Annotated in this window: 29 protein-coding genes; 15 read left to right on the top strand and 14 right to left on the bottom strand. The window is 68.2% G+C overall.

Going from position 1 to position 26,822, the window contains the following annotated elements; all coding sequences use genetic code 11:
- Nucleotides 1-24 precede the first annotated feature (24 nt).
- Together ACTG4X_RS11425 and ACTG4X_RS11430 are read left to right on the top strand one after the other, a co-directional pair.
- Nucleotides 25-1,407: a phosphomannomutase/phosphoglucomutase gene (locus ACTG4X_RS11425; RefSeq protein ID WP_440533838.1), complete on the top strand. Its 1,383-nt coding sequence runs from the start codon at nt 25-27 to the stop codon at nt 1,405-1,407.
- A 9-nt stretch (nt 1,408-1,416) separates the two neighbouring features.
- Nucleotides 1,417-2,799, top strand: a complete 1,383-nt coding sequence (locus tag ACTG4X_RS11430) for a 3-deoxy-D-manno-octulosonic acid transferase (protein WP_093058240.1) — start codon at nt 1,417-1,419, stop codon at nt 2,797-2,799.
- Nucleotides 2,800-2,812: 13 nt separating this feature from the next.
- Here the strand turns inward: ACTG4X_RS11430 and ACTG4X_RS11435 are convergent, their stop codons facing one another.
- Genes ACTG4X_RS11435 through ACTG4X_RS11450 form a run of 4 tightly spaced genes read right to left on the bottom strand, consistent with a single transcriptional unit; the run spans nt 2,813 to nt 6,169 of the window.
- On the bottom strand, nt 2,813-4,366 hold the full coding sequence (locus ACTG4X_RS11435) for a TolC family outer membrane protein (protein ID WP_440533839.1): 1,554 nt from the start codon (nt 4,364-4,366) through the stop codon (nt 2,813-2,815).
- A gap of 21 nt (nt 4,367-4,387) precedes the next feature.
- Nucleotides 4,388-4,732, bottom strand: coding sequence for a rhodanese-like domain-containing protein (locus ACTG4X_RS11440; protein ID WP_093078848.1), 345 nt, complete (start codon nt 4,730-4,732; stop codon nt 4,388-4,390).
- A 15-nt stretch (nt 4,733-4,747) separates the two neighbouring features.
- Nucleotides 4,748-5,425 (bottom strand): protein-L-isoaspartate O-methyltransferase family protein, encoded by a 678-nt coding sequence (locus ACTG4X_RS11445; protein WP_093058243.1) that lies wholly within the window; start codon nt 5,423-5,425, stop codon nt 4,748-4,750.
- Nucleotides 5,426-5,446: 21 nt separating this feature from the next.
- Nucleotides 5,447-6,169 carry a TetR/AcrR family transcriptional regulator gene (locus ACTG4X_RS11450; protein ID WP_440533840.1) on the bottom strand — a complete coding sequence of 241 codons (723 nt, stop codon included), beginning with the start codon at nt 6,167-6,169 and terminating at the stop codon, nt 5,447-5,449.
- A 102-nt stretch (nt 6,170-6,271) separates the two neighbouring features.
- On the opposite strand from ACTG4X_RS11450, the gene msrA reads away from it, so the two are divergent.
- The 6 genes from msrA (at nt 6,272) to ACTG4X_RS11480 (ending at nt 12,146) form a co-directional block, all read left to right on the top strand.
- Nucleotides 6,272-6,823, top strand: coding sequence for a peptide-methionine (S)-S-oxide reductase MsrA (msrA, locus tag ACTG4X_RS11455; protein WP_440533841.1), 552 nt, complete (start codon nt 6,272-6,274; stop codon nt 6,821-6,823).
- A 23-nt stretch (nt 6,824-6,846) separates the two neighbouring features.
- A complete protein-coding gene (locus tag ACTG4X_RS11460; protein ID WP_097199630.1) occupies nt 6,847-7,227 on the top strand; it encodes a hypothetical protein in 381 nt (126 codons plus the stop codon).
- A gap of 79 nt (nt 7,228-7,306) precedes the next feature.
- Nucleotides 7,307-9,406, top strand: a complete 2,100-nt coding sequence (locus ACTG4X_RS11465; protein WP_440533842.1) for a TonB-dependent receptor — start codon at nt 7,307-7,309, stop codon at nt 9,404-9,406.
- 51 nt (nt 9,407-9,457) lie between these two features.
- Nucleotides 9,458-10,411: an AEC family transporter gene (locus ACTG4X_RS11470; protein WP_093058248.1), complete on the top strand. Its 954-nt coding sequence runs from the start codon at nt 9,458-9,460 to the stop codon at nt 10,409-10,411.
- Between the two features lie 134 nt (nt 10,412-10,545).
- Nucleotides 10,546-10,941, top strand: a complete 396-nt coding sequence (locus ACTG4X_RS11475) for a hypothetical protein (RefSeq protein WP_440533843.1) — start codon at nt 10,546-10,548, stop codon at nt 10,939-10,941.
- Nucleotides 10,935-12,146, top strand: coding sequence for an OmpA family protein (locus ACTG4X_RS11480; RefSeq protein WP_093058249.1), 1,212 nt, complete (start codon nt 10,935-10,937; stop codon nt 12,144-12,146). The genes ACTG4X_RS11475 and ACTG4X_RS11480 overlap by 7 nt, the downstream gene beginning before the upstream one ends.
- A 9-nt stretch (nt 12,147-12,155) precedes the next feature.
- On the opposite strand, the gene pdxH is transcribed toward ACTG4X_RS11480, so the two are convergent.
- Complete coding sequence (pdxH, locus tag ACTG4X_RS11485) at nt 12,156-12,809, bottom strand: pyridoxamine 5'-phosphate oxidase (RefSeq protein ID WP_440533844.1); 654 nt, start codon at nt 12,807-12,809, stop codon at nt 12,156-12,158.
- A gap of 29 nt (nt 12,810-12,838) precedes the next feature.
- Here pdxH and ACTG4X_RS11490 point away from each other — a divergent pair, with 29 nt between their 5' ends.
- Nucleotides 12,839-13,408: a nucleotidyltransferase family protein gene (locus tag ACTG4X_RS11490; protein ID WP_093078836.1), complete on the top strand. Its 570-nt coding sequence runs from the start codon at nt 12,839-12,841 to the stop codon at nt 13,406-13,408.
- A 16-nt stretch (nt 13,409-13,424) separates the two neighbouring features.
- Here the strand turns inward: ACTG4X_RS11490 and ACTG4X_RS11495 are convergent, their stop codons facing one another.
- Together ACTG4X_RS11495 and ACTG4X_RS11500 are read right to left on the bottom strand one after the other, a co-directional pair.
- Nucleotides 13,425-13,964 carry a superoxide dismutase family protein gene (locus ACTG4X_RS11495; RefSeq protein ID WP_093058251.1) on the bottom strand — a complete coding sequence of 180 codons (540 nt, stop codon included), beginning with the start codon at nt 13,962-13,964 and terminating at the stop codon, nt 13,425-13,427.
- Nucleotides 13,961-14,668, bottom strand: coding sequence for a gamma-glutamylcyclotransferase (locus ACTG4X_RS11500; protein ID WP_440533845.1), 708 nt, complete (start codon nt 14,666-14,668; stop codon nt 13,961-13,963). The genes ACTG4X_RS11495 and ACTG4X_RS11500 overlap by 4 nt, the downstream gene beginning before the upstream one ends.
- Nucleotides 14,669-14,803: 135 nt before the next feature.
- Between ACTG4X_RS11500 and ACTG4X_RS11505 the strand changes: the two genes are divergently transcribed.
- The 4 genes from ACTG4X_RS11505 to ACTG4X_RS11520 all read left to right on the top strand — a co-directional run bounded on the left by ACTG4X_RS11505 (nt 14,804) and on the right by ACTG4X_RS11520 (nt 18,769).
- Nucleotides 14,804-15,352 (top strand): OmpA family protein, encoded by a 549-nt coding sequence (locus ACTG4X_RS11505; RefSeq protein ID WP_093058253.1) that lies wholly within the window; start codon nt 14,804-14,806, stop codon nt 15,350-15,352.
- 203 nt (nt 15,353-15,555) lie between these two features.
- Entirely contained in the window at nt 15,556-17,397 is a 1,842-nt protein-coding gene (edd, locus tag ACTG4X_RS11510; RefSeq protein WP_440533846.1) for a phosphogluconate dehydratase, read from the top strand.
- Nucleotides 17,388-18,029 carry a bifunctional 4-hydroxy-2-oxoglutarate aldolase/2-dehydro-3-deoxy-phosphogluconate aldolase gene (eda, locus tag ACTG4X_RS11515; RefSeq protein ID WP_093058255.1) on the top strand — a complete coding sequence of 214 codons (642 nt, stop codon included), beginning with the start codon at nt 17,388-17,390 and terminating at the stop codon, nt 18,027-18,029. Before edd ends, eda begins: the two co-directional genes overlap by 10 nt.
- A gap of 8 nt (nt 18,030-18,037) precedes the next feature.
- Nucleotides 18,038-18,769, top strand: a complete 732-nt coding sequence (locus tag ACTG4X_RS11520) for a haloacid dehalogenase type II (RefSeq protein WP_440533847.1) — start codon at nt 18,038-18,040, stop codon at nt 18,767-18,769.
- Here the strand turns inward: ACTG4X_RS11520 and ACTG4X_RS11525 are convergent, their stop codons facing one another.
- From ACTG4X_RS11525 to ACTG4X_RS11555, 7 genes are all read right to left on the bottom strand, one after another.
- On the bottom strand, nt 18,770-19,327 hold the full coding sequence (locus ACTG4X_RS11525; protein WP_440533848.1) for a DUF1697 domain-containing protein: 558 nt from the start codon (nt 19,325-19,327) through the stop codon (nt 18,770-18,772).
- Nucleotides 19,328-19,345: 18 nt separating this feature from the next.
- On the bottom strand, nt 19,346-19,759 hold the full coding sequence (gene gloA / locus ACTG4X_RS11530) for a lactoylglutathione lyase (protein WP_081268016.1): 414 nt from the start codon (nt 19,757-19,759) through the stop codon (nt 19,346-19,348).
- 71 nt (nt 19,760-19,830) lie between these two features.
- Nucleotides 19,831-20,514 (bottom strand): glutathione S-transferase family protein, encoded by a 684-nt coding sequence (locus ACTG4X_RS11535; RefSeq protein ID WP_093058259.1) that lies wholly within the window; start codon nt 20,512-20,514, stop codon nt 19,831-19,833.
- 104 nt (nt 20,515-20,618) lie between these two features.
- A complete protein-coding gene (locus ACTG4X_RS11540) occupies nt 20,619-21,302 on the bottom strand; it encodes an ABC transporter ATP-binding protein (protein ID WP_307617175.1) in 684 nt (227 codons plus the stop codon).
- Nucleotides 21,299-22,978, bottom strand: a complete 1,680-nt coding sequence (locus ACTG4X_RS11545; protein WP_440533849.1) for an ABC transporter permease — start codon at nt 22,976-22,978, stop codon at nt 21,299-21,301. The genes ACTG4X_RS11540 and ACTG4X_RS11545 overlap by 4 nt, the downstream gene beginning before the upstream one ends.
- Before the next feature lie 34 nt (nt 22,979-23,012).
- Nucleotides 23,013-24,077 carry a Fe(3+) ABC transporter substrate-binding protein gene (locus ACTG4X_RS11550; RefSeq protein ID WP_093078822.1) on the bottom strand — a complete coding sequence of 355 codons (1,065 nt, stop codon included), beginning with the start codon at nt 24,075-24,077 and terminating at the stop codon, nt 23,013-23,015.
- A 232-nt stretch (nt 24,078-24,309) separates the two neighbouring features.
- Nucleotides 24,310-24,858, bottom strand: coding sequence for a PaaI family thioesterase (locus tag ACTG4X_RS11555; RefSeq protein ID WP_426392077.1), 549 nt, complete (start codon nt 24,856-24,858; stop codon nt 24,310-24,312).
- 75 nt (nt 24,859-24,933) lie between these two features.
- Here ACTG4X_RS11555 and ACTG4X_RS11560 point away from each other — a divergent pair, with 75 nt between their 5' ends.
- On the top strand, nt 24,934-25,389 hold the full coding sequence (locus tag ACTG4X_RS11560) for a MarR family winged helix-turn-helix transcriptional regulator (protein ID WP_093058264.1): 456 nt from the start codon (nt 24,934-24,936) through the stop codon (nt 25,387-25,389).
- Nucleotides 25,390-25,494: 105 nt separating this feature from the next.
- Nucleotides 25,495-26,811: an MFS transporter gene (locus ACTG4X_RS11565; protein WP_440533850.1), complete on the top strand. Its 1,317-nt coding sequence runs from the start codon at nt 25,495-25,497 to the stop codon at nt 26,809-26,811.
- The last annotated feature ends 11 nt before the right edge of the window (nt 26,812-26,822 follow it).

A 26,822-nucleotide genomic window follows, 5' to 3' on the forward strand; every position in this document is an offset into this window, starting at 1 on the left:
AAAACCAACAGGGAAACGCCTTTCATGCAGCTCAGCGCGTCGATCTTCAAGGCCTATGACATTCGCGGCGTCGTGCCCGTCACTCTCGATACGGAGGTGGCGGAAGCGCTCGGCAGGGCCTTCGGCAGCGCAGCCCGCGCCGCCGGTGAGAAGTCGGTGGCCGTAGGTCGCGATGGCCGCTTGTCGGGCCCCGCGCTGGCAGAGGCGCTGATCAGGGGCCTGGTGGCCACCGGCGTCGAAGTGATCGACGTGGGCGCCGTCACCACCCCGATGCTGTACTTCGCGGCCCACACGCTGTGCAAGAGCGGCATCCAGGTCACCGGCAGCCACAACCCCAAGGACTACAACGGCTTCAAGATGGTGCTGGCCGGCCGCGCGATCTACGGCGACGAGATCCAGGGCCTGCGCAAGACCATGGAAGCTGGCACCGCTCAGCTCGCCCCGGGCGGTAGCGTGCGCAAGGTCGACGTGACCGAGGCCTACGTCAAGCGCATTGCCGGCGACATCAAGCTGGCGCGGCCGATGAAGATCGTGGTCGATTCGGGCAACGGCATTGCGGGCGCGTCGGCCCCTGTCATCTTCCGCGCCATCGGCTGCGAAGTGACCGAGCTGTTCAGCGAAGTCGACGGCGACTTCCCCAACCATCACCCGGACCCCAGCAAGCCCGAGAACCTCAGGGACCTGATGGCCGCGCTGGCCACCGGCGACGCCGAACTGGGCCTGGCCTTCGACGGCGACGGCGACCGCCTGGGCATCGTCACCAAGGACGGCCAGAACATCTTCCCCGACCGCCAGATGCAACTCTTTGCACAGGACGTGCTGTCGCGCGTGCCCGGCGGCACCATCATCTACGACGTGAAGTGCTCGCAGCGCCTGGCACCGGCCATCGAGGCAGCGGGCGGCGTGCCGATGATCTTCAAGACCGGCCATTCGCTCATCAAGGCGAAGATGAAGGAAATCGATTCGCCGCTGGGCGGCGAGATGAGCGGCCACATCTTCTTCAAGGAGCGCTGGTTCGGCTTCGACGACGGCACCTATGCGGGCTGCCGGCTGCTCGAGATCCTGAGCAAGAGCCCGAACGCGAGCGACGTGCTCAACGCGCTGCCCACCAGCTTCTCGACGCCCGAACTCAACGTCGCCTGCGCCGAAGGCGAGCCGCATGTGGTGGTCGACAAGCTCGTGAAGGGCGCGAGCTTCGCGGCCCCCGCCAAGGTTTCGACCATCGACGGCTTGCGCGTCGACTGGCCCGATGGCTTCGGCCTGATCCGCGCCTCGAACACCACCCCCGTGCTGGTGCTGCGCTTCGAAGGCCAGACCGATGTCGCATTGAAGCGCATCGAAGCCGAGATGCTGGCTTTGTTGAGAACCGTCAAGCCTGACGCCAAACTGGCTGAAGCCTCTCATTGAACTGAGCCCGTGCGTTCCCTGCTGCTTCGCCTCTACGGCGTCTTCACCACCGTCGTGCAACCGCTCGTGCGTCGCAAGCTGCGGCGCCGCGCCGAGGCCGAGCCGGGCTATGGCGTGGCTGTGGAAGAGCGCTTCGGCCACTACGACGAAGCCACCACCGGCCAGGCCCAGTGCTGGGTGCATGCGGTTTCGCTCGGCGAGACGCGCGCGGCCGCCATCCTGATTGCCGAGCTGCGGCGGCAGTACCCGGGCATTCCGATCCTGCTCACGCACGGCACAGCCACCGGCCGCGAAGAAGGCGCCAAGCTGCTCGAACCCGGCGACACGCAGGTCTGGCAGCCGTGGGACACGCCGGGTGCGGTGGCGCGTTTTCTTGACAAGTTCCAGCCCCGCATCGGCGTGCTGATGGAAACCGAGGTCTGGCCCGAGATGGCCGCTGCCTGCGCCGAGCGCCATATTCCGCTGGTGCTGGCCAACGCGCGGCTCAACGAGAAATCGCTGGCCTCGGCCGAACGGCTTGCATGGCTGGCGCGGCCCGCGTACTCGGCCCTGACGGCCGTGTGGGCGCAGACCGAGGCCGATGCGCACCGCCTGGTGTCGCTCGGCGCCAAGGTGGCCGGCATCTACGGCAACCTCAAGTTCGACGCCACGCCCGATGCGCGCCAGCTGAACGCGGCGGTGTCGCTGCGCGAGCGCCTGCCCAAGCCGATGGTCGTGCTCGCAAGCTCGCGCGACGGCGAAGAGCGACTGTTGCTCGAGGTGCTCAAGCGCTTCGGCGCAACCTCGCCCGTGCCGCCCGAGCAGGGCGCGATCCGCTCGATCGCCAAGCGCGTGCACGACGTGCAATGGATGATCGTGCCGCGCCATCCGCAGCGCTTCGACGAAGTGGCAGCGCTGATCGAGGCCGAGGGCTTTGCCGTCGCGCGCCGCAGCGCGGCGGGCCAGCCCTCCGACGCAGAGATCTGGCTCGGCGATTCGCTGGGCGAAATGGCGCTGTACTACGGCCTTGCCGACGTGGCGCTGCTGGGCGGCAGCTTCGAGCCGCTGGGCGGCCAGAACCTGATCGAGCCGGCGGCCTGCGGTTGCCCGGTGATCATGGGCCCGTCGACCTTCAACTTCGCCGAGGCGGCGCAGTTGTCGCTGGCAGCCGGTGCGTCGCTGCGGGTCGAGGGCATGGAGCAGGCCGTGACGGCCGCGCTGAAGCTGGTCGAGAACCCAGAGCGCCGCGCCACGATGGCGCAGGCCGCGCTGGCGTTCTCTTCATCGAACCGCGGGGCTGCCGAGCGCACCGCGGCCGCTGTGCTGGCGATTGCACAGGCGGCGGAGCCGGTGACGGCGGCAGGCGAGCCGCTGGACGAAGAGCCAACGCGGGCCGAGCCCACGCTGGACTGACTGCGGCGCGCGTTCAGCGCACCGGCGGGTTCAGGATCACCGGCGGCACGGGTGCTGTCGGCATCGTCGGCGCCGGCGGATTGAACGGCTGCACCGGCACCGGCGGGATCACCGGAATGCTCGGCGGCGTCACGGTTGTCGCAGGCGGCACCGAGGTGCTGCGATCAGGCCCGGTGGCCGAAGGCACGGCCGGCACGCTGCCGTTGCTCGCCAGCGTCGCGTTGATCGCATTCATGTCGTCGGTCGTCAGCGTGCCGTTGGCCTGGCGCAGCTTCAGGTTGCCAAGCAGCACGTTGTAGCGCGCCTGCGCCAGGTCGCGTTTGGTCTGGTACAGCTGGCTCTGCGAGTTCAGCACGTCGATGTTGATGCGCACGCCCACCTGGTAGCCGAGCCGGTTGGCGTCGAGCGCGCTCTGGCTCGACGCCTCGGCCGCTTCCAGCGCCTTCACCTGTCCCGCGCCGGAGACGAGCCCGAGGTAGGCCGCGCGGGTGGCCTGCGCCACGCTGCGGCGGGTGCCGTCGAGCACGCTGCGCGACTGGTCTTCGAGCGCCAGCGTTTCCTTGATGCGGTTTTCGGTGGCGAAGCCGGCGAACAGCGGCAGGTTGAAGGTCACGCCGACCGTGGTCGCGTTGACGCGGGTGCCCACGGTGCTGGTACTGGTGCCCGTCGGGTTGCGCGTGACGTTGTAGCCCAGGTTGGCGTCGAGCGTGGGCTTGTGGCCGGCCTTGGCCTTGTCCACTTCGAGCCCGGCCACGTCGAGGCCCAGGCGGGCCTGCTGGATCGAGGGATGCACCTCGTCAGCCTGCGCGACCCATGCGTTGATGTCCGCGGGCACGGCGGCGGGCAGCACTACCGGCACCCGCAGCGGCACCGGCACGCTGCCGGGGCGGCCGACCAACTGGTCGAGCACGATCTTCTTCACCTGCAGGTCGTTCTCGGCCGCAATCTCCTGCGCGATCACGAGGTCGTAGCGGGCCTGCGCCTCGCGCGAGTCGGTGATGGTGGAGGTGCCGACCTCGAAGTTGCGCTTGGCCGACGCCAGCTGCTCGGCCACGGCGACCTTCTGCGCGCGCACGAGCGCCAGGCTGTCCTGGCTTGCGAGCACGTCGAAATACGCCTGGCTCACGCGCACGATCAGGTCTTGCTCGGCAATGGTGAGCACCGCCTGAGCGATGTCGGCCTGGCGCTTGCCCTGCTCGTACGTGGCCCAGTTGGCCGGCCGGTACAGCGGCTGCGTGGCGTTGATGCCGACGTTCTGCGTGTTGAAGTCGCGCGGCGTGGTGGTACCGCGGCCGCTGCCCGTGAGGGTGTCGATGTCGAGGTCGCTGCGCGTCACGCCGGCCGTGAGCCCCACGGCGGGAAGGATGCCGGCCTTGGCCTGCGCGGCACGCGCGACGTTGGCCTCGTACTGGGCCCGTGCGCCCTGGTAGGTGGCGTCGTAGCCGCGGGCGGCGTCATAGAGTTCGTTCAGTGTCTGGGCCTGGGTCAGGGCCGGCGTTGCGAGCAGGGCTGCGAAGATGCTTGCGAGCGCTGCGGAAAGAGGCGAAAGCCGGGGCCTGGAAGGCATTGAACGTCCTTGAAGAAAGAATCAGTAGCGCGGGACCGAGGGGTCGTGCGAAGACCAGGCGTCGATGCCGCCCGCCACGTTGGCGAGCTGGTCAAAGCCGTTCTGGTTCAAAAAGGCGGCCACGCGCTGGCTGCGCGCGCCGTGATGGCACAGGCATGCAATTCGAAGTTCGGGCTGGCCGCCATTCAGTTCGGCCAGCCGCCCGGGAATCTCGTTCATCGGAATCGCCACCAGGGTGAAGCCCTGGGGCGCGACGCTCGCCGTCTGCAGTTCCCAGGGCTCGCGCACGTCGAGCAGCACGGGGGTGGCATCGGCGTTCTGGGCGAACCAGGCGGCAAGGTCGGCGGGGCGGACTTGGTCGATCATTCGGTCAACCGCGGCTCAGAACGAGAAGCGCGAGGGCTCGGGGAAGTTCAGCAGGCGCGGGGCCACGATGTCCCAGGGCTGGATGGTGTCCCACTTGCTCTCGCTCGAGCGGGTGACGAAGTGGGCGCGCATCATCGGCTCTTCGCCCACGATGGCCGAGAGGCGGCCGCCGACCTTGAGCGAACCCAGCAGGTTCTGCGGAATGCGGGCGACCGAGCCGCTGAGCACGATCACGTCGAAGCTCGGGCCGCTGGCCAGGGGCACGGCGCCGTCGGCATTGCGCACTTCGACGTTGGTCACGCCGTTGCGGCGCAGCGTCTCGGCGGCGCGGGCGGCCAGCACGGGGTTGATTTCAAGCGACAGCACCTGGGCGGCGCGGGCACCCAGCAGGGCGGCCATGAAGCCGGAGCCGGTGCCGATTTCGAGCACCGATTCGTGCTTCTGGATGTGCAGGTCTTGCAGCGTGCGGGCCTCGACCTTGGGCGACAGCATGAATTCGCCGGGCACGGAGCCGTCGAGCAGGGGCAGCTCCATGTCGAAGAAGGACAGCGTGCGGTGTTCTTCCGGCACGTAGTCTTCGCGGTGGATTTCGGCCAGCAGTTCGAGGATGTCCGTTTCCAGCACATCCCAGGGGCGGATCTGCTGTTCGATCATGTTGAAGCGCAAGCGCTCGAGGGTGGGGGTGGGGTTCATGGCGTGGTTTTCCTAGTGGGCTCAGGACAAACCTTCAATTTTAGGTGCCGGCGGTGACACCGGCGGCACGCTCGGCCTTCCGGGGTGCGCGCTGAGCCCGTTGATCACCACGTCGGCCTGCACGGCGAGGTACTTTTCGGGGTCGAGCGCCGATGCGCCGTCGACGCAGACCATGGCCGAATGCTTCCAGAGCATGAGGAAGACCATGGGCGCCACCACCGAATAGATCGCGTGGTCGATGTCCATCGGCGCGAACTCGCCGCTGTCGATGCCGCGCTTGAAAATGCGCCGCAGCAGCTCGTGGCCGGGCCGGACCACCTCGCGGCGGTAGAACTCCGCCAGTTCGGGAAAGTTGGCGCCCTCGCTCATCATGAGCTTGGTCAGGCCCGAGGCCTGGGTCTTGCCGACGCGCTCCCACCACACGCTCATGCAGTAGCGCAGCATCTCGGCCGTGGTGCCTTCGAAGGCCTCGAACTCGGCATTCCACTCCGTGAAACGGCCGCCGAGGTTTTCCATGACCACGGCCTTGAACAGCTCTTCCTTGCTCGGAAAGTAAAGAAAGAGGGTGCCCTTGGAGACGCCGGCACGCGCCGCCACTTCCTCGGAACGGGTGGCGGCAAAGCCCTTTTCGACGAACAGATCGAGCGCGGCGGCCAGCAGTTCGCCCGGACGCGCCTCTTTCCGGCGCTCGCGCTTGGCGTGCACCGGGCAGATCTTTTCGACGAAGGAGCGGGGCGTGGGCATGGTGTTAATGACTCGCGGGTTAGTAATGTAGTGACCGGCATCCGTCACGTCAAGCCGCGACAATATCGGGTTCGTCTTTTTCCAACCTGCCGGAGCAGCACCATGTCCACTTCACCGTCGCCGACCGAAACCATCGTGCTGGGCGGTGGCTGCTTCTGGTGCACCGAGGCGGTGTTCGACCGGGTGCAGGGCGTGCTGGACGTGGAATCGGGCTATTGCAACGGCCAGACCGTCAACCCGACCTATGAGCAGGTCTGCACCGGCCGCACCGGCCATGCCGAGGTGGTGAAGCTCGATTTCGACCCGGCGCAGATCAGCCTGCGCGAAATCCTCGAAATCTTCTTCGTCGTGCACGACCCGACCACGCTCAACCGCCAGGGCAACGACGTCGGCACCCAGTACCGCAGCGGCATCTACTACACCAGCGACGCCCAGAAAGAGGTGGCCGAAGGGGTCATCCGCGAGATCGAGGCCAGCAAGACCTATCACTCGCCCGTTGTCACCGAAGTGGCAAAGCTCGCCAACTACTCGACGGCCGAGGCCTACCACCAGGACTACTTCCTGAACAACCCGAACCAGGGCTACTGCGCATTCGTCGTGGGCCCGAAGGTCGAGAAGTTCCAGAAGACCTTCGCCTCGCGCCTGAAGGCCTGACCGGCCATCAAGACTCGCGCCCTGTGCACCTCGCCATCCATCAACCCCGGACCCGTTCGACCTGCGCGCTCGTCATCGCGCTGATGGTCGCGGTGTGGTTCGCGGGCACGCTGGGGCTGATGCACCGCTCGCTGCATGTGCCGGGCCTGCCGGCCGCTGCGGAGCAGGCCGCGCAGGTTGCCCACAAGCATGCGGGCCACCACCTGGCCGGGCTGTTCGGCGAGCACACCGACGCCGAGTGCCGCCTGTACGACCAGCTCTCGCACGGCTCCAGCGTGCCCGGCGTGCCGCTGGTGGTGCTGCCGATGCTGCTGCCGTCGGCCACCTTTGCTTTCCTGCAGGGCGAGGTCATCGCCCGCTGGGTCGCGCTGTTCGACGCGCGCGGCCCGCCTTCCACTCGCTGAATCCCCTGTGTTCCGACTGCTGCACCCGCTTCTTGCGCGGTGGCGGCTGGTCGTCCCTTGATTCAACGAGTGTCCATTCATGTCCCATAACTTCCGTCGCAACGCCATTGGCGTTGCCGTTCTTTCGTTCGCCGCTTTCGCGAGCCAGGCCCAGACGCAGACTCCTGATGCTGCCCAGGCCCAACCCGCCGACGCCACCAGCCTGCGCGAAGTCACCGTCACCGGCAACCCGCTTGGCGCCAGCGACCTGATCGCGCCGACCACCACCCTGTCGGGCGACAAGCTGCTGCTGCGCTCCCAATCGACGCTCGGCGAAACGCTCGACAACGTGCCCGGCGTGAGCAGCAGCTACTTCGGCCCCAACGCCAGCCGCCCGATCATTCGCGGCCAGGACGGTGACCGCATCCGCATCCTGCAGAACGGCGGCGGCGCGCCCGACGCCTCGGCGCTGAGCTACGACCACGCCGTGCCGGTCGATGCACTGGTGACCGACCGCATCGAGGTGCTGCGCGGCCCGTCGGCGCTGCAGTACGGCGGCAGCGCCGTCGGCGGCGTGGTCAACGTGATCGACAACCGCATTCCGACGGAACCGATCAACGGCTTCGGCGGCCGCGCCGACCTGGGTTACTCCACCGGCAACAAGGAGAAGAACGGCGGCGTGGTGCTCGAAGGCGGCAACGACCGCCTGGCGATCCACGTCGACGCCTTCAACCGCGACTCGAAGGACGTGTCGGTGCCGATCACCCTCGAATGCAGCAAGCCCGGCTCGCCGTGGACTGCGCGCAAGATCTGCAACTCAGCCAACGAAGCGCACGGCGGCGCCGTCGGCGGCACGATGTTCTTCGACCAGGGCTACATCGGCGCCTCGGTCAGCACCTATCGCAGCAAGTACGGCACCGTGGCTGAAGACGACGTGACCATCGGCATGAAGTCCGACCGCTATGCGATCGAAGGCGAGTGGCGCCCGGGCGGCTTCATCAGCAGCATCCACGCGAAGTTGAGTCACACGGACTACCGCCACACCGAGTTCGAGGGCGGCGAAGCCGGCACCACGTTCTCGAACATGAGCAACGACCTGCGCATCGAGGCGCGCCACCAGAAGATCGGCAACTTCGAAGGCCTGGTCGGCTTCAGCAGCGAAACCAACCGCTTCGCCGCCGACGGCGAGGAGGCCTTTGCGCCGCACAGCCGCACGCGCTCCAACGCGCTGTTCATGTACGAGGAGTACGGCACTTCATGGGGCCGCCTGAGCTTCGGTGCGCGCACCGAGCAGGTCCGCATCCGCTCGCTGGGCTACCCGGACGATCCGACGGTCACGCGCTTTGCTGTTGGCGAGCGCACCTTCAATCCGCACAGTGCGGCCTTCGGTGCGCTGGTCAACCTCGCGCCGCAGTGGCAGCTGACTTCGAACCTCGCCTATACCGAGCGCGCGCCGAAAGACTACGAGCTGCTGGCCAACGGCCCCCACGTGGCAACGGCCGCATGGGAAGTGGGCGACCCGAACCTGAAGAAGGAAAAGTCCACCGGCCTCGACCTGGGCGCTCAATGGAAGTCGGGGCCCAACACGGCCCGCGTCAACGCGTATGTCACGCGCTTCAGCAACTACATCGGCCTGACGGCATCGGGGCGCAACCTCGATGAAGAGGGCAACGTGGCCGAGCCCGGCGCCACCGACACGCTGGCTGAGTACGTCTACAGCGGCGTGCGCGCGCGCTTCACCGGCATCGAGGCCAACGGCAACCTGCGCCTGCTGGGCACCGACGGCTTCGCGCGCATGGGCGACGCGGGCACGCTCGACCTCGAGTGGCGCGGCGACATCGTGCGCGCGAAGAACCTCGACACCGGCGAGCCGCTGCCGCGCATCGCGCCGCTGCGCCTGGGCGCAACGCTGGCCTATGCCAACGGCCCGTGGGGCGCGCGCTTCGGCTTCGACTACAACGCAGCGCAGCACCGCATTCCGTCGGTGGGCGCGCGCGAAACCGATGCATACACGCTGTGGAATGCGGCCATCACATACCGCATGAAGGTGCAGCGCGCCAACCTGACCTGGTATGCGCGCATGGACAACATCACGAACAAGCTGGCCTACAGCGCGACCTCGATCCTGACGACGACGGTGTATCCGAACGCGCCGTTGCCGGGGCGGACGCTGAAGGTCGGCCTGCGCGTGACGTTCTAAGGGCGCAAGGGGCGGGCGAAGACGAAAGAGTCCCTCGGCTATCCTCGCCGAGTGAATTCCATCGTCATCTCCTCGCTCCTCCCCGTCGTCCTGCTCATTGCTGTCGGCTATCTGGCAGGCAAGCGCCGCTGGATCGGCGGCAATGCGGTGAAAGACCTGTCGCACCTCATCTTCCTGCTGCTCGCGCCTGCGCTGCTGTTCCGCGCGATGAGCACGGTGCACGTCGAGCAGTTGAGCCTCAAGCCCGTGGCGGCGTACTTCATCGCCTCGGGCCTGCTGTTCGCGGGCACGCTGGCGCTGCGCGGGTTCAACCGCACGGCGGCCGTGCTCGCGCTGGCCAACACCTACAGCAACACCGTGATGATCGGCATCGCGCTGATCGGCCTCGCATACGGCGAGGAGGGCATGGTGGTGCTGCTCACGTTGATTTCGCTGCATTCGCTGGTGCTGCTGACGAGCGCCACGGTGGTGCTGGAGCTGGCCGTCGCGCGCGAGCAGGCCGGCGCCGCTGGCGCAGACAAGCGGCCGTCGATGGCGCGCACCGTGATGCGCGCGCTGCGCAACGCCATCATTCACCCCGTGCCGATGCCGATCATCGCGGGCCTGTTGTTCGCGCAGACCGGGCTGGTCATGCCCGAGGTCATCGACAAGCCGATCCAGCTGCTGGGCCAGGCTTTCGGGCCGATCGCGCTGGTGATGGTGGGCATCACGCTCGCGCTCACGCCCATCGGCCGGCACTGGCGCGGCGCGCTGGTGCAGGCGCTGGTGAAGAACCTGCTGCATCCGCTGCTGGTGGCTGTCATCGGCTGGCTGCTGGGCGTGCGCGGCATTCCGCTCACGGTGATGGTTGTGGCAGCGGCGCTGCCCATTGGCGCCAACGTGTTCCTGTTCTCGCAGCGCTACCGCACGTCCGAAGACCTGGTGACGGCCAGCGTCGCGGTGTCGACGGTGCTGGGGCTCGTCACGCTCACGCTCGTGATGATGTGTGTGCAGTGGCTGCCCTGAGTCCTTCGGTCTCTTCTCCTTGGCGTTGAGCGGACTTTCGCCTTAGAACGCTTCGCCGCGCGCCTATGCCGTTTGGCAGGGTGGCCGTTTGGCGAGATGGCGCGGGGCCGCCGGCACCCTACATTTGCCGGCTGATGATTCACCCGGCGCGCTCTTCGCCCCTTCTTGCTATGGCGGTGGTCGCGACGGTGATCGCGCTGCACGGCCGTCCCGCGCAGGCCGCGGAGCCCGCTGGCGCGGCCAAGCCGTGCCGCACGCCGTGCCTGTCGGCGAACGTGCCGCGCGAGCCGGCCGAGCCGTCGCCCGCCGAGAAGTCTGAAAAGACCGACGAGACGCCGCTGAAGCCGAAGCCGGTGATCAGGACGCGCGCACAGCAGCCAGCCGCGCCGCCGCTACCGCCGCCGGTGCAACGGGAAGCCGCCGCGCCGCGCCCCACGCCATCGAAGCGCTGCAGCGAAATCAACATGCGCGCCGCCGTCGGCGAGCCGCTGTCGGACCAGGACATGAAGACATTGAGGAGCCAATGCTGATGACGACCACCACCCAACGAGTCCGCGTGGCACTGCGCGTGTTCGCGCTGTGCGCTGCCGCCGTGCTTGCCGCCGCCTGCGCGCACCGCCCCGCGCCCGGCAACGCCATGCCTTTCGACCAGGCCGTGAACCAGGCAGTGGACGACCTGATGGTGCAGACGCAGAAGCTGCCGGCCTTCCTGGCCAAGGTGGAGTCGACGCTCACGCAGCGCCGCATCGTGATCGACCCGCTGCTCGAAGGCGCGAGCGGCCAGCAGACCGAGGTGACGCGCGTGGCCGAGCAGCGCATCGTCCAGCGCATGCAGGCGCAGTTCAAGCAGTTCACCGTTACGCCGTTCAATGCCAGCGAGATCGGCAACGCACAGTACGTGCTGAACGGCACGCTGGTGCGCGACAAGGACGCCTCTGGCGGGCCGTACCGGCTGAACCTTGCGCTGACCGAGATCAAGAGCGGCGTGGTGATCGCGCAGTCGGTCACGCGCATCAGCGATGCCACGCTCGACACGCGGCCCACCGCCTTCTTCCGCGACAGTCCAGTGAACGGCAAGGACCGCGGCGTGGAGGGCTACATCCGCACCGCCGAAACCCAACCCGGCCAGGCCGCCGACGCGCTGTACCTGGAGCGCCTGCCAACCTCGACCGTGCTGCAGGAAGCCACCGCTGCCTACGAGGCCGGCCGCATGAGCGAGGCGCTGAGCCGCTACGAGGCCGCGTCGAAACGGCCCGACGGCCAGCAGCTGCGCATCTACAGCGGGCTGTACCTCACGCAATCGCAGCTCGGCCGCACTGCCGATGCCGAGAAGACCTTCGGCACCATCGCGCGCCTGGGGCTCGAAACCAACAACCTGAGCGTGAAGTTCCTGTTCAAGCCGGGCTCGACCGATTTCCTCTCCGATCCGAAGATCAGCACCGCCTATCCGATGTGGCTGCGCCAGATCGCGCGGCAGGCGGCGCAGATCGATTCGTGCGTGGTGGTCACGGGCCACACGAGCCGCACGGGCTCGGAGGCGGTGAACGAGCGGCTGTCGCTGCAGCGCGCGGTGAGCGTGAAGGCCCGGCTGGTGGGTGAGGCGCCGCCGCTGTCGAAGAAGCTGCGCGAATCGGGCATGGGCTTTCGCGAGAACATCGTCGGCACAGGGGCCGACGATGCGAGCGACGCGCTGGACCGGCGCGTCGAATTCAAGGTGGTCGGCTGCGAGGCCTGACAACGCGGCTCAGGGGGCGAGGCGCTCGCGCACCCAGTCGCCGCCTTCGAGCCGGTAGCGCAGCCGGTCGTGCAGCCGGCTCTTGCGGCCTTGCCAGAATTCCCAGCGGTCGGGCACCAGCCGATAGCCGCCCCAGTGCGGTGGCCGCGGCGGCGAGAGCAGGTGCTTGGCGGCGAACACGGCCGCGTTCTTCACCAGCACGTCGCGTCCGCTGATCACTTCGCTCTGCGGGCTGGCCCAGGCGCCGATGCGCGAGTCGAGCGGTCGGCTTGCGAAGTAGGCGTCGCTCTCTTCGGCGCCCGCCTTCTCGACGCGGCCCTCGATGCGCACCACGCGCTCCAGCTCGACCCAGTGGAACTGCAGCGACGCATACGGATTGCCCGACAGCTCGCGGCCCTTGCGGCTTTCGTAGTTGGTGTACCAGACGATGCCGCGCGCGTCGTAGCCCTTGATGAGAACGATGCGGCTCGACGGCCGCAGGTCGCTGCCCACGGTGCACAGCGTCATCGCGTTGGGCTCGGGCACCTGCGCGTCGATGGCTTCGGTGAGCCAGCGTTCGAACTGCTTCAGCGGATCGCCGGCGCTGTGGGCCTCGCCGAGTTCTGCGCGCTCGTAGCTCTTGCGCAGTGCCGCCAGTGCGTCATTGGAGAGAGGAGAAGTCATGCCGGGATTGTTGCGCACATACTCGGCCCATGACGACACAGAAGGCGAATTCCCCGGTAGTGATCGTGCTGGCCTCGGGCCGCGGCGAGCGCTTCATCGCGGCCGGCGGCACGGGATCGAAGCTGAAGGCTCTGCTCGCCGGCAAGCCGGTGCTGGAGCGCACGCTCGACGCGGTGCGCGCCAGCGGCCTGCCGTGGCATGTGGAAGACGCGGGGCACCCCGGCATGGGCGACTCGATCGCGGCTGCCGTGCGTGCCACGTCCGACGCGCAGGGCTGGCTGATCCTGCCGGGCGACCTGCCGCTGGTGCTGCCCGCGACGCTGCAGGCCGTGGCTGCTGCCCTTGGCGGCCGGGTGAATGCCGTGCAGCCGCAGTACCGGGGAGAGCGCGGGCATCCGGTGGGCTTTGCCGCCGGGTGCGGCGCGCAGCTCGCTACCTTGGAGGGAGGCCTCGGCGCATCGTCCATCCTGCGGTCGATGCGCGCCATCGATTCGGTCGCCGACCTGGCGGTGGACGATGTCGGCGTGGTCACCGACATCGACACGCCCGAGGCGCTGGCGCAGGCCGAGGCGCTGTGGCTGGCGCGCGTGAACGCCTAGCCTTTTCTATTCGATCTCAGGGCTTTGCGATCACGGCGCAGGCGATGCGCGGACCCGAGTTGCCTGCCGGCTGCGTCGTGAAGTCGTCGGGGTCGCGGTGCACCACCAGCGCGCGGCCGACCACGCTGTTGGCAGCGCCCGGCGTCAGCGAGATCGCGTGGTCTTCCACGCTGAAGCGCGCCATGCCATTGGCGTCGGCCCGCAGGCTCGGCAGTTCGCCGGCATGGCTGCCTGGCGCGGCGAACTTGCCGTGCGTGCCGCCGGTCGGGTTGAAGTGGCCGCCCGAGGCATTGCCGTTGTCGCCGCAGTCGCCCTTTTCGTGGATGTGGAAGCCGTGCTCGCTGCCTGGCACCAGGCCGCGCACCTCGCCCGACACGCGCACGCCGTGCTCGAGGGCGGTGAAGGTCACCGTGCCACGCGTCGGGTTGGGCGTGATCGCGGCGGTCGGCACCAGTTCGACGGCCGTGCTCGGCTTGCCGCCCATGCTGCCGCAGGCGGCCAGGAGGGCCGAGGCGAGGAGGGCGGCGCCGGTGGCGATGAGACGACGTTGGTTCATGTGTTTTCCTTGGAGGGTCCGGAAGGTTGGGAGGATTCGGATTTGTCTGGAGACCCCGGAACATATACCGGAGCCTGCGGTGCATCGCAATCAGCAGCGTTCCCTGACTGGCGCTGCTCCTGTTCCTTTGCAGCGGCCAGCGCCACCAGCCGTGCCAGCGCCGCGTCGTGGATCGAATGCCGCTGCAGCTCCAGCAGCGTCTGCTGCGCGTAGTCGAGCGAGCTGCCGTAGCGGCCGACGGCGTGGGTAAAGATGTGGCGGTAGTGATCGTCGCTGAGCTCGCCCGTGAAGTTGGGGCTGCGCCGCGACAGCGTGAACGCCAGCGCGCGCACCGAACCTTCAGCCGTGCCGCATTGCAGCCACCTGGGGTCGTACACGCCGGTCGGCATCTCGCGCAGCCAGAGCCGGCCCAGGGTTTCGAGGCCCTCGGCCTTCGGCACGCGGAACACCATGCCGCGGCAGCTGCCGCCCGAGAGCAGCCCGAACACGAGGCCCGGTGTCTGCACGCTGCCGCGGTTCACGCGGCTCCACATCTTCAGCGCGCGGTGCCAGCCGTGCACCCAGGCAGGTCGGCGTTCAGTGAAGCTGAATTCGGGCCGCCAGATCAGCGATCCGTAGCCGAAGAGCCAGAGGTCCTCATGTCCGCCCCAGTCGGCGATGGCGCGCTCGAGCATCGGCTGCGGGTCGCGCAGGGGCTTGGGCATGGGGTCGAGTCCCGGCGGACCGGGGTTCGGCGCAGGGTCCGACACGGGGGTGTCAGGGCCGACGCCTACAATTTCCTGATCATGGTTCACCGCACCATTATTTACCGACCTCTTTCCTACGGAGCAAGACCCGCAATGAGCGACGACGACAGCCAGCAGAATTTCATCATCGGATTCGTCATGGCGCTGATCGCCCTGGTGATCTTCTTCGTGGTGGGCATCGTGCTCTGGCACAAGGGGCACAACCCGGCGGCCGCCAAGCCCGCTGCGGCAGTGACAATCTCGGCGCCCGCACCCGGAGCGGCGCCCAAGGTGGCCGAGGTCACAGAGACGGTGACGGTCACGATCCCCGACGGCGCCAGCGTCCGCGTGGTCGATGGCGTGGTGAGCTTCTACTTCGCGACCGGCAGCGCCGATCTCGCACCGGGCGCCGCCGAAGCACTGGCCGCGGTCATCAAGGGCGTCGAAAGCGGCCGCAAGGCGGTGATCTCGGGCTTCCACGACACCACCGGCGACGCCGCCATCAACGAACAGCTCGCGAAGAAGCGCGCCGAGATGGTGCGCGACGTGCTCGTGGGCCTGGGCGTTCCGGCGGCCAAGGTCGACCTGCAGAAGCCCGCCGTGACGGCCGGCACTGGCAACAACGCCGAGGCGCGCCGTGTCGAGGTGAAGCTGGTCGACTGAGCGCCACGCGCCCCGATTGCCAGATCAGAGAAGAAGCCCGGCAACGCCGGGCTTTTTTGCGTGCGCCTCCCTGCAAGGCGCGAATGGGTAAATTCGTATTGCCTGGCGCCCGGATTTCATCGGGCTTTCGCGCCCGGCTTGTTACCATGGGCCTCCAGGCCCACAGTCGCCCTGGCGACATGCAGCAAGAGCCACGTACCCCCATGAGCAGCAGCACAAACCCCACCGTCCGCGACGTTACCGATCGCATCCGCGAGCGCAGCCAGGGGCTGCGCGGCGCCTACCTCACCCGCCTTGCCGAAATCCGCGACCGCGACCGCGGCTCCGACCGCATGGGCTGCGCCAACGTGGCGCACGCCGTGGCCGGCATCCCGGCCAACGACAAGTTCCGCGTGGTGACCGAGCGCGCGCCCAACATCGGCATCGTCACCGCCTACAACGACATGCTCTCGGCCCACGCGCCGTACCAGGGCTACCCGGACATCATCAAGCAGGAGGCTCGCCGCCTCGGCGCCACCGCGCAGGTGGCCGGCGGCGTACCCGCCATGTGCGACGGCGTCACGCAAGGCACGCCCGGCATGGAGCTGAGCCTGTTCAGCCGCGACCTGATCGCCATGAGCACCGCGGTCGCGCTCACGCACGACATGTTCGATGCGGCACTGCTGCTCGGCGTGTGCGACAAGATCGTGCCGGGCCTCCTGATCGGCGCGCTGCACTTCGGCCACTTGCCGACCGTGTTCGTGCCGGCCGGCCCGATGCCCTCGGGCCTGTCGAACGGCGCTAAGTCGAAGGTGCGCGAACAGGCGGCGCAGGGCCTCGTGGGCCGCCAGGGCCTGCTCGACGCCGAGATGGCCGCCTATCACACGGTGGGCACCTGCACCTTCTACGGCACCGCCAACAGCAATCAGATGCTGCTCGAAGCCATGGGCCTGCACGTGCCCGGCACGGCCTTCATCCAGCCCGGCGACGCGATGCGCGAAACGCTCACGCGCGAGGCCGTGCGCACGGTGCTGGGCAAGGCGGGCGAGGCAGCATTCAATTGCCCGCCCATCGGCGAGATGGTCGACGAGCGCTGCATCGTCAACGCCATGGTCGCCCTGCTCGCCACGGGCGGCTCCACCAACCACCTGATCCACTGGGTGGCCGTGGCGCGCGCCGCCGGCATCCTGATCGACTGGGACGACTTCTCCAAGCTCTCCGACGTGGTGCCGCTGCTGAGCCGCGTGTACCCCAACGGCAGCGCCGACGTGAACGAGTTCCAGGCCTCGGGCGGCCCCGGCTTCGTGATCGGCGAACTGGTCGATGCCGGCCTCATGCACGCCGACGTGCTGACGGTGCGTTCGGGTGGCATCCGTGAATTCGCGAACATTCCGGCGCTGGCAGGCGATGCGGGCGAGCACCGCCTGCAATGGACCCCCGCCGCGCCCCTGAAGAACGAAGCCGTCACGCGCACCGTCGCGAGCCCGTTCAGCGCCACTGGCGGCCTGAAGCTGCTGAGTGGCAACCTCGGCCGCAGCGTCATCAAGGTGTCCTCGGTGCCCGACGACCGCCACGTCATCGAAGCCCCGGCGCGCGTGTTCGACTCGCAGGCCGCGCTGCAGAAGGCATTCACGGCCGGGGAACTCGAGCGCGACGTGGTCTGCGTGGTGCGCTGGCAGGGCCCGCAGGCCAACGGCATGCCCGAGCTGCACAAGCTCACGCCGCCGCTGTCGGTGCTGCAGGGCAAGGGGTTCCGCGTGGCGCTGGTCACCGATGGCCGCATGAGCGGCGCGTCGGGCAAGATTCCGGCCGCGATCCACGTCTCGCCCGAAGCGGCAGCGGGCGGCCCGCTTGCCAAGGTGCGCGACGGCGACCTGATCCGTCTCGACTCCGTCGCGGGTACGCTCGCCGTGTTGCTGCCCGAAGACGAATGGGCAGCGCGCGAGACCGCAACGCAACCCGAAGCGCAGCGCATCGCCGACGGACACGGCCTCGGCCGTGAACTGTTCGCCGGCATGCGCCGCAATGCATTGACCGCAGAAGAAGGAGCCTGCTCATGGCTATGAACGAAAAACTCACCGCGCTGGACGTGATGCGCGACGCCCCGGTCATTCCGGTCATCGTGCTGAACGACGTGAAAGACGCCGTGCCGCTGGCGCGCGCGCTGGTGGCCGGCGGTATCCGCATGCTCGAAGTCACGCTGCGCACGCCGCAGGCGCTGCAATGCATCGAGGCCATCGCCAAGGACGTGCCCGAAGCCGTGGCCGGCGCCGGCACCATCCGCAGCGCAGCCGATGCGCAAGCCTCGGCGCTGGCGGGTGCCAAGTTCGGCGTGAGCCCGGGCTACACGCGCGCGGTCGGCAAGGCCTGCCACGACCTCGGCCTGCCGCTGCTGCCCGGCGTGGCCACCGGCAGCGAAATCATGACGGCGCAGGAAGACGGCTACACGCAGCTGAAGTTCTTCCCCGCGCTGCAGGCCGGCGGCCTGCCGATGCTCAAGGCCTGGCAGGGTCCGTTCGGCGACGTCACCTTCTGCCCGACGGGCGGCATCCATGCGGGCAACGCAGCCGAGTTTCTTGCGCTGTCGAACGTGGCCTGCGTGGGCGGTTCGTGGATCGTGCCGACCGACGCGATCCGCGATGGCGACTGGGCGCGCATCGAGCAACTGGCACGCGCCGCGAGCCAGCTGCCGCGCTGAGCATCGCCATGAGCGGCGTTGATTTCGACGCGAGCGACCTCAAGGTCATCGCGTTCGACGTTTTCGGCACGGTGGTCGACTGGCACAGCGGCATTGCCGCCGAGGCCGAGAGCGCACTGCCGGGCGTGGACGGCGCAGCCTTCGCGTTGGCATGGCGTGCCGGCTACCAGCCCGCGATGAAGGCAGTGATGGAGCGCATCGCCGCGGGCGAGGGCGGCTTCACGCTGCTCGACGAACTGCACCTGAGCATGCTCGAACAGGTGCTGCACGACTTCAGCCTGGCCGACCGCCTCGACGCAGCCGCCAAGCGCGACCTGAGCCGTGCCTGGCATCGACTGCCGGCGTGGCCCGATTCGGTGGCCGGGCTCACGCGGCTCAAGAAGAAGTTCACCATCTGCACGCTGTCGAACGGCAACATCGGCCTGCTCACCGAAATGGCCAAGCGCGCCGGCCTGCCCTGGGACTGCGTGCTGTCGGCCGAGGTGTTCAAGGCCTACAAGCCCGATCCGCGCACCTACCTCGGCGTGGCGGGCGTGTTCGATGCAACGCCCGGGCAGGTGATGCTGGCCGCCGCGCACCACGACGACCTGGCCGCCGCGCGCACGTGCGGCCTGAAGACGGCCTACATCGAGCGCCCGCATGAATTCGGCCGCGCCAGGCCGAAGGATGTGTCGCCGCAGGTGGACAACAACCTGCATGCGCGCGACATCAACGAGTTGGCCGACCTGCTGGGCTGCTGATCAGTCGGTGAGCAGCTTCTCCACCGTGCGCAGGTTGCGCGTGGTTGTGCTCGACTTGTAGCGGGTCTTGGCGAGCAGCTTGGCCACCGGCGTATCGAGACTCTCGCCGCGCGGGCATTGCCAGTACAGCACGCCCTTGCCGCGCTTCAGCTGTTCAACGTCGGCATCGACGGTGTCGGCCTTCTCCACGATTTCATCGAGCATTGAGGCGTCGGAGCCGAACACGATATAGGGATGGCGTTCTTCGTCGATGCGCTCGAAGGGGTAGCCCGCCGCCATTTCGGCCACGGTCTTCTGCGTGAGCAGCACGATCCACGCGTCGTAGCCGAAGCGCTTGCGCAGGGCCTGCTCGATGCGCGTGCGCAGCGCGGCGGAGTCGCTCTCGCTGGTGTCGAACAGCACGTTGCCGCTGGCGAGCACGGTGCGCACCGCGCCGAAGCCCAGTTCGACGAAGAGCGCCTTCAGATCGGCGCTCTTGATCGTGATGCCGTTGACGTTCACGCCGCGCAGCAGCGCGACATGGCGGGTTGTCGTGGCCTGCTTCTTCGTGCTTGCCATGGGCTGTCCCGCCGAGGTTCAGCGCAGGCCGCCGCCAGCGGCGCCTTCGTCGCGCTGGATCAGCTCGATCTTGTAGCCATCAGGGTCCGTGACGAACGCGATCACCGTGGTGCCACCCTTGACCGGCCCCGCCTCGCGCGTCACGTTGCCGCCCGCGGCCTTGATCTTCTCGCAGGCCGCGTATGCATCGGGCACGCCCAGCGCGATGTGGCCGTAGGCGGTGCCGAGTTCGTAGCTTTCGGTGCCCCAGTTGTAGGTGAGCTCGATCTCGGCCTGGTCGGGGTTGCCCTTGCCGTAGCCGATGAAGGCGAGGCTGTATTTGTACTCGGGGTTTTCGGACGTGCGCAGCAGGTTCATACCGAGCACCTTGGTGTAGAAGTCGATGGAGCGCTGGAGGTTGCCAACGCGCAGCATGGTGTGAAGGAGTCGCATCTCGTGGTGCCGTGTAGTTATGGGATAGATCGGAAAGGGAGGCCGCTATTGTCTGCCTCCCGGCGCGGCGATCAAGCTGCCAGGGTCAGCAGGTGGGCCTGGTGGCGCTGCAGGAATTCCATCAGGTGCTGCGGGTACTCAGGCACCACGGCGTTGCGCACGCTGGGACGGGCGGCCAGCGCCTTGCGCCAGGCATCGACCTTGGGCAGGGCATCGAAGACGTGCGAGTCGCTGATTGCGTCGAATACTTCGAAGTAGCGGAACACCGGCGCGAAGACCGCATCGACGAGGCTGAAGCTGCGGCCTGCGAAGTAGGGGCCTTCGCCCAGCGCAGCCTCGACGCGCCCGAACTTGGCGATGAGCGCGAGGCGCTTCTGCTCGAACACGGCTGCGTCCTGCGTGGTCTCGTAGCCCCAGAGGTCGGCGAGGATGGCCGAGCCGAACTCCATCCAGGCGCGGTGCTCGGCGCGGGTGAGCGGGTCTTCGGGGTGCAGGCGCGCGCCGGGCTGCGTTTCTTCGAGGTACTCGCAGATCACGTTGCTTTCGAACAGCACGGCCTCGCTGCCATCGGGGCGCTGCACCTTCAGCAGCGGCACCTTGCCGAGCGGCGAGATGTCGAGGAACCACTGGGGCTTGTTGGCGAGGTCGATCACGACGCGCTCGAAGGGCACGTCTTTTTCATTCAGCGCAATCGCGGCGCGCTGCACGTACGGGCACAGCAGGTGGCTGACGAGGGTGAGGGCTTGTCGCGTCATGGGGCTTTCCGTTCTTTGGGATGGGTGTGTCTGGAACGCCGCGATTCTTGCGATCCCGAACAACCTTTTCCCGATAAGCCCATTCGAGAAAAGGCCCCTGTGTGCTAGGCCGCCGTGTCGAGCCAGTGCGTGATGCGCCCCCCGTGCATCACGCCGATGCGGTCGGCCATGGCGTGCGCCTCGGCCTCGTTGTGCGTAACGAGAATCGCGGTCTGGCCGGCCTGCTTCAGGATGCCGCGCACTTCTGCCGTCAGTCGCTCGCGCGTGCCGCCGTCGAGGTTGGAGAAGGGCTCGTCGAGCAGTAGCAGCGCGGGCGAGGGCGCGAGCGCGCGGGCCAGCGCAATGCGTTGCTGCTGGCCGCCGGAGAGTTCGTGAGGGTAGCGTTCGCCCGCGTCGGCCAGGCCGACCAGCGCAAGCATTTCCGCGACGCGCGATTGCTGCGCCGCACGGTCCAGGCGACGCAGCCCGAACGCCACGTTCTTCGCGGCCGACAGATGCGGAAACAGCGCGTACTCCTGGAACATCATGCCCACGCGCCGCTGCTCGGGCGGCAGGTGCTTCTGCGCGGACGACAGCAGCACGTCGCCGAGTCGGACGGTGCCGGCGCGCACGGGCTCGAAGCCGGCGATGGCGCGCAGCACCGTCGTCTTGCCGCAGCCCGAGGGGCCGAACAGGCAGCCGATGTCGCCCGCGTTCAATGCCAGCGAGAAGCCATCGACGACCGTGTGCAGGCCGCGCGGCGTGTCGTAGGCGAGCTGGATCGCATCGATGTGCAGGGGAGAACTCATGTCTTGTCGGGGCCAGGTGTGAGCGAGGACGTGCCCAGCTGGTTGCGCGCAAGCAGCACGACGGGCAGCAGGCCGGCCAGCACGATCGCGAGCGCGGCAATTGCGCCTTCTTCATACGTGCCGCGCGCGGCCTCGGCATAGAGCCAGGTGGCGAGGGTGTCGAAGTTGGCGGGCCGCAGCAGCAGCGTGGCCGGCAGCTCCTTCATCGCGTCGACGAACACCAGCAGCGCGGCCGCAGCCATGGCGGGGCGCAGCAACGGCAGGTGCACGCGGCGCAGCGTGCCGGCGGTGGTTTCGCCAAGCAGGCGCGAGGCCTGCTCGATGGCGGGGGGAATGCGCGCGAGGCCGGCCTCGATGCCGCCCACGGGCATCGCGAGAAATCGGATCGCGCAGGCCACGACCAGCACGACGCCGGCGCCCATCAGCGGCAGGCCCTGCCAGCCGAGCGCGGTGGCCAGAGCGGCATCGAAGGCCAGCGCAGGCGTGAGCAGCCCGATGGCCAGCACTGTGCCCGGCACGGCATAGCCCAGAGTTGCTACACGCGCCTGCCAGCGCGCACGGTTGAGGCTTGAGCCCTGGCTGCGCGAAGCCCAGGCGACGACCAGCCCCGCCGCCACCGCGACCACGGTGACGCCTGAAGCCAGCGCCAGCGTGTTGCCGAGGCTCGCGATCAGACCCCGGGAAACGCCACCGCCCTGCTGCAGCCGCTTGGCGCTTTCCCAGACGAGGTAGAGCGCAGGGGCCACGAAGCCGATCAGCACGGGCGTCGCCGCTGTCGCAGTCGCAGCCCAGGCCGCGCCGCCATGCAGGCGCCGTGGCTGCACCGCGCGCATGCGTTGTGCCGAACCGAAGCGCTGGTGCTGCCGGCCGTTGCGTTCGAGCCAGACCAGCGCCACCACCACGAACAGCATCGCGCACGCAATCTGCGCTGCTCCGGCCAGGTCGGAGCGCGTGATCCACGTGGTGTAGACCGCCACCGTCAAGGTGTTCACGCCCAGGAATTCAGAAGCGCCGATGTCGTTGAGCGTTTCGAGCAGCGCCAGGCTGAGCCCCACGGCCAGCGCCGGTCGCGCCAGCGGCAGCGCCACGCGAAAGAACGCGCCGCGCCGGCTTTCGCCGAGCATGCGCGCCGCTTCCATCAGGTGCGCCGGTTGCGTCATGAACATCGCGCGCGCCGTCATGTAGACGTACGGATAGAGCACGAAGCCCAGCACGAAGATCGCGCCGGGCATCGAGCGCAGGTCGGGCAGGCGGAACTGGCGCGGGCTGTCGAAGCCGAGCACCCAGCGGATCGCGCCCTGCACAGGGCCGATGGGGTGCAGCAGATCGAGGTACGCGAAGGCGACGATGTAGGTCGGCATGGCCAGTGGCAGCAGCAGCGCCCAGTGCAGCACGCCCCGCCCCGGAAAGTCGTGCGCCGTTACCAGCCACGCGCAGCCGGTGCCGATCACCAGCACCAGTGCGCCCACCCCCGTAAGCAGCAAGGCCGTGTTGAGCGCCGCCTGCGGTAGTACATGTGCGAACAGCGGACCCCAGTGGCCGACGCCCGAACCGAACGCGAGCCAAGCCAGCGTGAGCACCGGCGCGAGCACGCCGATGGCGATCAGGAACGACGCGCAGCGCCACGCCGGGCCCGCGGCGCGCAGGCCCAGCGGCTGGCGCCGCGCTGTCAGCATTCAGTCGCCGGCAAGGCGTGCCCGGCCATCCATGTCACTGGTCGAAGCCGACCTTGTCCACCAGGGCGCTGGCCTGCTTGCGGTACTTCGCGATCTCGGTCAGCGGCAGCGGATCGACCTTCAGCTCGCCGATGGTCTGGCCGATGATCGGGTCGAGTGCCACTCCCTTGCGCACCGGGTATTCATAGTTGGTCTGCGCATACAGCGACTGCGCCGGTTCCGACACCAGGAACTCGAGCAGCTTGACCGCGTTGGCGCGCTGCGGCGCGTTCTTTGCCACGGCCGCGCCGCTGATGTTGACGTGCGTGCCGCCGCTTTTTGCATTGGCGAAGGTCGGGCGCACGACCTTGATGGCGTCGCCCCACTTGCGCGCGTCAGTGCCTTCCTTAGCGCTCTTCATCTGGCCGACGTAGTACGAGTTGGCCAGGCCCACGTCGCAGATGCCACCGAGGATGTCGCGCGCCACGTCGCGGTCGCCGCCCGTGGCCTTGCGTGCCAGGTTGGCCTTGACGCCGCGCAGCCACTGCTCGGCCTTGGCTTCGCCGTCGTGCGCGATCAGCGAGGCGACCAGCGCGGTGTTGTAGGGGTGCTGGCCGGCGCGGATGCAGACCTTGCCCTTGTACTTCGGGTTGGCCAGGTCCTCGTAGCGGAAGCTCGTGAGGGGCAGGCTCTTGTCGGCATACAGCACACGCGCGCGCAGCGAGAGCGAGAACCACTGGCCGTCGGCGCCGCGCAGGTTGGCCGGAATGGCCGATTCGAGCGCGGCCGATTTCACCGGCTGCGTCACGCCGCCGTCGACCAGGTCCATGAGGTTGCCGATGTCCACCGTCATCAGCACGTCGGCCGGCGAGCGTGCGCCTTCGGCCTTGACGCGCTCCAGCAGGCCGTCTTTCACGAACACGGTGTTGACCTTGATGTTGCTCTGCGCACTGAAGGCCGAGATCAGCGGCTGGATCAGCGCGGGCTCGCGCGTCGTGTAGAGCGTGAGTTCGTCGGCTGCGGCAGCCTGTGCGGGCAGGGCGGCGACGGCAAGCCAGGCGGCGCTGGTGGCGAACAATGCGCGCGCGGCGCGGCCTTGGACGCTTGAGCGTTCGGTCATGAGAATCCTCCGGGAGCGGGTGTTCTGGAAAGCTCCGAGGCCTGTTGCAGGTCTCGGATGAGAATAATTATCACTGGAGGTGTGAGTTGCGACGCCTTTGGACTTACAGGTCGAAGGCCTACTGCCTCGTCGCAAAGTGCGGTGCCTGCGCTGCTCAACAGCATGTGATGGCGTCCGCTTCCTCCTGCTGACGCTCTCCCGCCCAACCCGATGGCAATCCGGGCGCAGGGGCTCAGCGTGCTGGCAGCACCTCGAACACCAGGCAGGTGGTCGTGGCGTGCGCGAACAGCGTGCCGTCGGGTCCGTAGAGGCGGGCCTCGGCGGTGGCAAGCTGCTTGCCGCAATGGATCACCTTTCCTTCGGCGCGCACGCGCTGCACCTTGGGCGTGAGGCCCTTCACGTAGTTCACGCTCAGCTCGGCCGTGGTGTAGGCGCGCCCGGGCGGCATCATCGTGTGCACGGAGCAGCCCAGGGCCGAATCGAGCATCGTCGCGACCCAGCCGCCATGGATGGTGCCCAGCGGGTTCAGGTGTTGCGGCAGCGGCGTGCCCTGGAAGATGGCCACGCCCTGGCGCACTTCGAGGATCGTGAAGTCCAGCGTCTTGGCGATGGCTGCGTAGGGAATGTCGCCGTTCAGCATCGCCTGCATTACTTCGAGGCCGGTCTTGCCCGCGATTTGTTCGGGGCGGGCGAGGCCGGGGCCTGGGCCGGCGTCAAGGCGCTCGGCAATGCGGCGTTCTTCGGCGATCCAGGCTTCGAGCTGGTTGGGGTTTTGTGTCATGCCTGTGTTCCTTCTGGGGGCTTTGGCGTAGGGTGGTAGTTGCATATGCAATAGTTGCACATACAATAATATCCCATGGACACCCCCACCAAGCCACGCGGCTGCACCAGCTTCAAGGTGCGCCAGCTTTCGCGCCGTCTTTCGCAGTTCTACGACGCCGAGGTGTCGAAGAGCGGCTTGAAGACCACGCAGTACTCGCTGCTGTCGAATCTCGCGCGGCTCGGCCCTTCGCGGCCGGTCGACCTGGCGGGCGAACTCAAGATGACCGCCTCGACCCTGAGCCGCAACCTGCAGCCGCTGATCGTCGCGGGCCTGGTCGCGCAGACCGCCGGCGCCGATGCGCGCAGCCGGCTGGTGCATGTCACGCCCGAGGGCGAAGAAAAACGGCGCGAGGCGCTGGCCCACTGGAAGACCGCGCAGCAAAAGCTCAATGCGCTGCTGGGTGTGGAGCGCGTGCTGGCGCTGCACCTGCTGATCGACGAGTCGATGGAACTGCTGGGCGCCGAAGACGTGCCCGACGGCGACGACTGACCCGCCTCCAACCGCTTTCCCGACCCCATCCCATCACGCGTTCCGTCGCGCGCGGCTCCCGTTTTTTTCTTCTCCTCCACATCTCATTCCAACAGCAGAGGTCCCATGTTCGCCACCCCCGTTTCCGCATGGCTCCAGCGCCGCGGCATCCACTACGGATGGATCGTCGCCGCCATCACCTTCCTGACCATGCTGACCATGTCGGCCGCACTGGGCCTGCCGGGCGCCATGCTGCAGCCGCTGGGCAAGGAGTTCGGCTGGAGCACCGAGCAGATCTCCTCGGCGCTCGCGCTGCGCTTCGCGCTGTTCGGCCTCATGGGGCCGTTCGCCGCGGTGCTGATGGAGCGCTACGGCCTGCGCGCGGTGATCTGCACCGGCCTGGCGCTCGTCGGCATGGGCATGGCGCTGGTCACCATGGCCTCGCAGCTGTGGCAGCTGTTCGTGCTGTGGAGCCTGATGCTGGGCCTGGGCACCGGCATGACGGCGCTGGTGCTCGGCGCGGTGGTGGCGAACCGGTGGTTCGTCGCGCGGCGCGGGCTGGTGATCGGCATGCTCACTGCGAGTTCTGCGACCGGGCAGCTGGCCTTCCTGCCGTTCGCGGCCTGGATGATCGAACACTGGGGCTGGCGCTCGGCCATCGTGCCGATCGTGATCGGCAGCATCCTCATCGGCGTGCTGGCGCTGTGCCTCATGCGCAACCGGCCTTCGGACATCGGCCTGCTGCCTTACGGCGAACTGCCCGGCACGCAGCCGGCAGCGCCCGTCGCAGCAGCGCCAGTGATGAATTTCGCCACGCCGTTCCGCGTGCTGAAGGAGGTGTCGACCAACCGCACCTTCTGGATCCTGGCCGGCACCTTCTTCATCTGCGGCCTGAGTACCAACGGACTCGTGCAGACGCACTTCATCTCGCTGTGCGGCGACAACGGCATGGGCGCGGTGCCCGCTGCCTCGGTGCTCGCGATGATGGGCGCCTTCGACTTCGTCGGCACCATCCTCTCGGGCTGGCTGTCGGACCGCTATGACAACCGCAAGCTGCTGTTCTGGTACTACGGCCTGCGCGGGCTGTCGCTGTTCTGGCTGCCGCATTCGGAATTCACCATCTACGGCCTGGGCATCTTCGCGATGTTCTACGGCCTCGACTGGATCGCCACCGTGCCGCCGACCGTCAAGCTCGCGGGCGCCGCCTTCGGCCCCGCCAAGGTGGGCCTGGTGTTCGGCTGGGTCTTTGCCGCGCACCAGCTGGGCGCCGCCACGGCTGCCTATGGCGCCGGCTTTGCTCGCACGCTGCTGCTGACCTACACACCGGCGCTCTACGCGGCTGGCGCGGCCTGCCTGGTGGCGGCGCTGATCGTGATGATGATCCGCCGCCCGGCGGCGAAGGCCGGCTCGCCGGTCACGCCTTCCGCCGCGGCCCGTGCCTGAACGCACCAAGG

The sequence above is a fragment of the Variovorax sp. YR566 genome, assembly GCF_051992195.1.
Lineage (GTDB): Bacteria > Pseudomonadota > Gammaproteobacteria > Burkholderiales > Burkholderiaceae_C > Variovorax.

Coding starts and splice junctions, on each gene's coding strand:
- edd (WP_440533846.1), top strand. CDS start 15,556: ATGAGCAGCAGCACAAACCCCACCGTCCGCGACGTTACCGATCGCATC.
- eda (WP_093058255.1), top strand. CDS start 17,388: ATGGCTATGAACGAAAAACTCACCGCGCTGGACGTGATGCGCGACGCC.
- ACTG4X_RS11450 (WP_440533840.1), bottom strand. CDS start 6,169: ATGCCCACGCCCCGCTCCTTCGTCGAAAAGATCTGCCCGGTGCACGCC.
- ACTG4X_RS11465 (WP_440533842.1), top strand. CDS start 7,307: ATGTCCCATAACTTCCGTCGCAACGCCATTGGCGTTGCCGTTCTTTCG.
- ACTG4X_RS11500 (WP_440533845.1), bottom strand. CDS start 14,668: ATGCCCAAGCCCCTGCGCGACCCGCAGCCGATGCTCGAGCGCGCCATC.
- ACTG4X_RS11445 (WP_093058243.1), bottom strand. CDS start 5,425: ATGAACCCCACCCCCACCCTCGAGCGCTTGCGCTTCAACATGATCGAA.
- ACTG4X_RS11480 (WP_093058249.1), top strand. CDS start 10,935: ATGCTGATGACGACCACCACCCAACGAGTCCGCGTGGCACTGCGCGTG.
- ACTG4X_RS11540 (WP_307617175.1), bottom strand. CDS start 21,302: ATGAGTTCTCCCCTGCACATCGATGCGATCCAGCTCGCCTACGACACG.
- ACTG4X_RS11490 (WP_093078836.1), top strand. CDS start 12,839: ATGACGACACAGAAGGCGAATTCCCCGGTAGTGATCGTGCTGGCCTCG.
- ACTG4X_RS11550 (WP_093078822.1), bottom strand. CDS start 24,077: ATGACCGAACGCTCAAGCGTCCAAGGCCGCGCCGCGCGCGCATTGTTC.
- ACTG4X_RS11495 (WP_093058251.1), bottom strand. CDS start 13,964: ATGAACCAACGTCGTCTCATCGCCACCGGCGCCGCCCTCCTCGCCTCG.
- ACTG4X_RS11505 (WP_093058253.1), top strand. CDS start 14,804: ATGAGCGACGACGACAGCCAGCAGAATTTCATCATCGGATTCGTCATG.
- ACTG4X_RS11425 (WP_440533838.1), top strand. CDS start 25: ATGCAGCTCAGCGCGTCGATCTTCAAGGCCTATGACATTCGCGGCGTC.
- ACTG4X_RS11535 (WP_093058259.1), bottom strand. CDS start 20,514: ATGACGCGACAAGCCCTCACCCTCGTCAGCCACCTGCTGTGCCCGTAC.
- ACTG4X_RS11475 (WP_440533843.1), top strand. CDS start 10,546: ATGATTCACCCGGCGCGCTCTTCGCCCCTTCTTGCTATGGCGGTGGTC.
- msrA (WP_440533841.1), top strand. CDS start 6,272: ATGTCCACTTCACCGTCGCCGACCGAAACCATCGTGCTGGGCGGTGGC.
- ACTG4X_RS11565 (WP_440533850.1), top strand. CDS start 25,495: ATGTTCGCCACCCCCGTTTCCGCATGGCTCCAGCGCCGCGGCATCCAC.
- ACTG4X_RS11435 (WP_440533839.1), bottom strand. CDS start 4,366: ATGCCTTCCAGGCCCCGGCTTTCGCCTCTTTCCGCAGCGCTCGCAAGC.
- ACTG4X_RS11545 (WP_440533849.1), bottom strand. CDS start 22,978: ATGCTGACAGCGCGGCGCCAGCCGCTGGGCCTGCGCGCCGCGGGCCCG.
- gloA (WP_081268016.1), bottom strand. CDS start 19,759: ATGCGACTCCTTCACACCATGCTGCGCGTTGGCAACCTCCAGCGCTCC.
- ACTG4X_RS11560 (WP_093058264.1), top strand. CDS start 24,934: ATGGACACCCCCACCAAGCCACGCGGCTGCACCAGCTTCAAGGTGCGC.
- ACTG4X_RS11440 (WP_093078848.1), bottom strand. CDS start 4,732: ATGATCGACCAAGTCCGCCCCGCCGACCTTGCCGCCTGGTTCGCCCAG.
- ACTG4X_RS11555 (WP_426392077.1), bottom strand. CDS start 24,858: ATGACACAAAACCCCAACCAGCTCGAAGCCTGGATCGCCGAAGAACGC.
- ACTG4X_RS11525 (WP_440533848.1), bottom strand. CDS start 19,327: ATGGCAAGCACGAAGAAGCAGGCCACGACAACCCGCCATGTCGCGCTG.
- ACTG4X_RS11520 (WP_440533847.1), top strand. CDS start 18,038: ATGAGCGGCGTTGATTTCGACGCGAGCGACCTCAAGGTCATCGCGTTC.
- pdxH (WP_440533844.1), bottom strand. CDS start 12,809: ATGACTTCTCCTCTCTCCAATGACGCACTGGCGGCACTGCGCAAGAGC.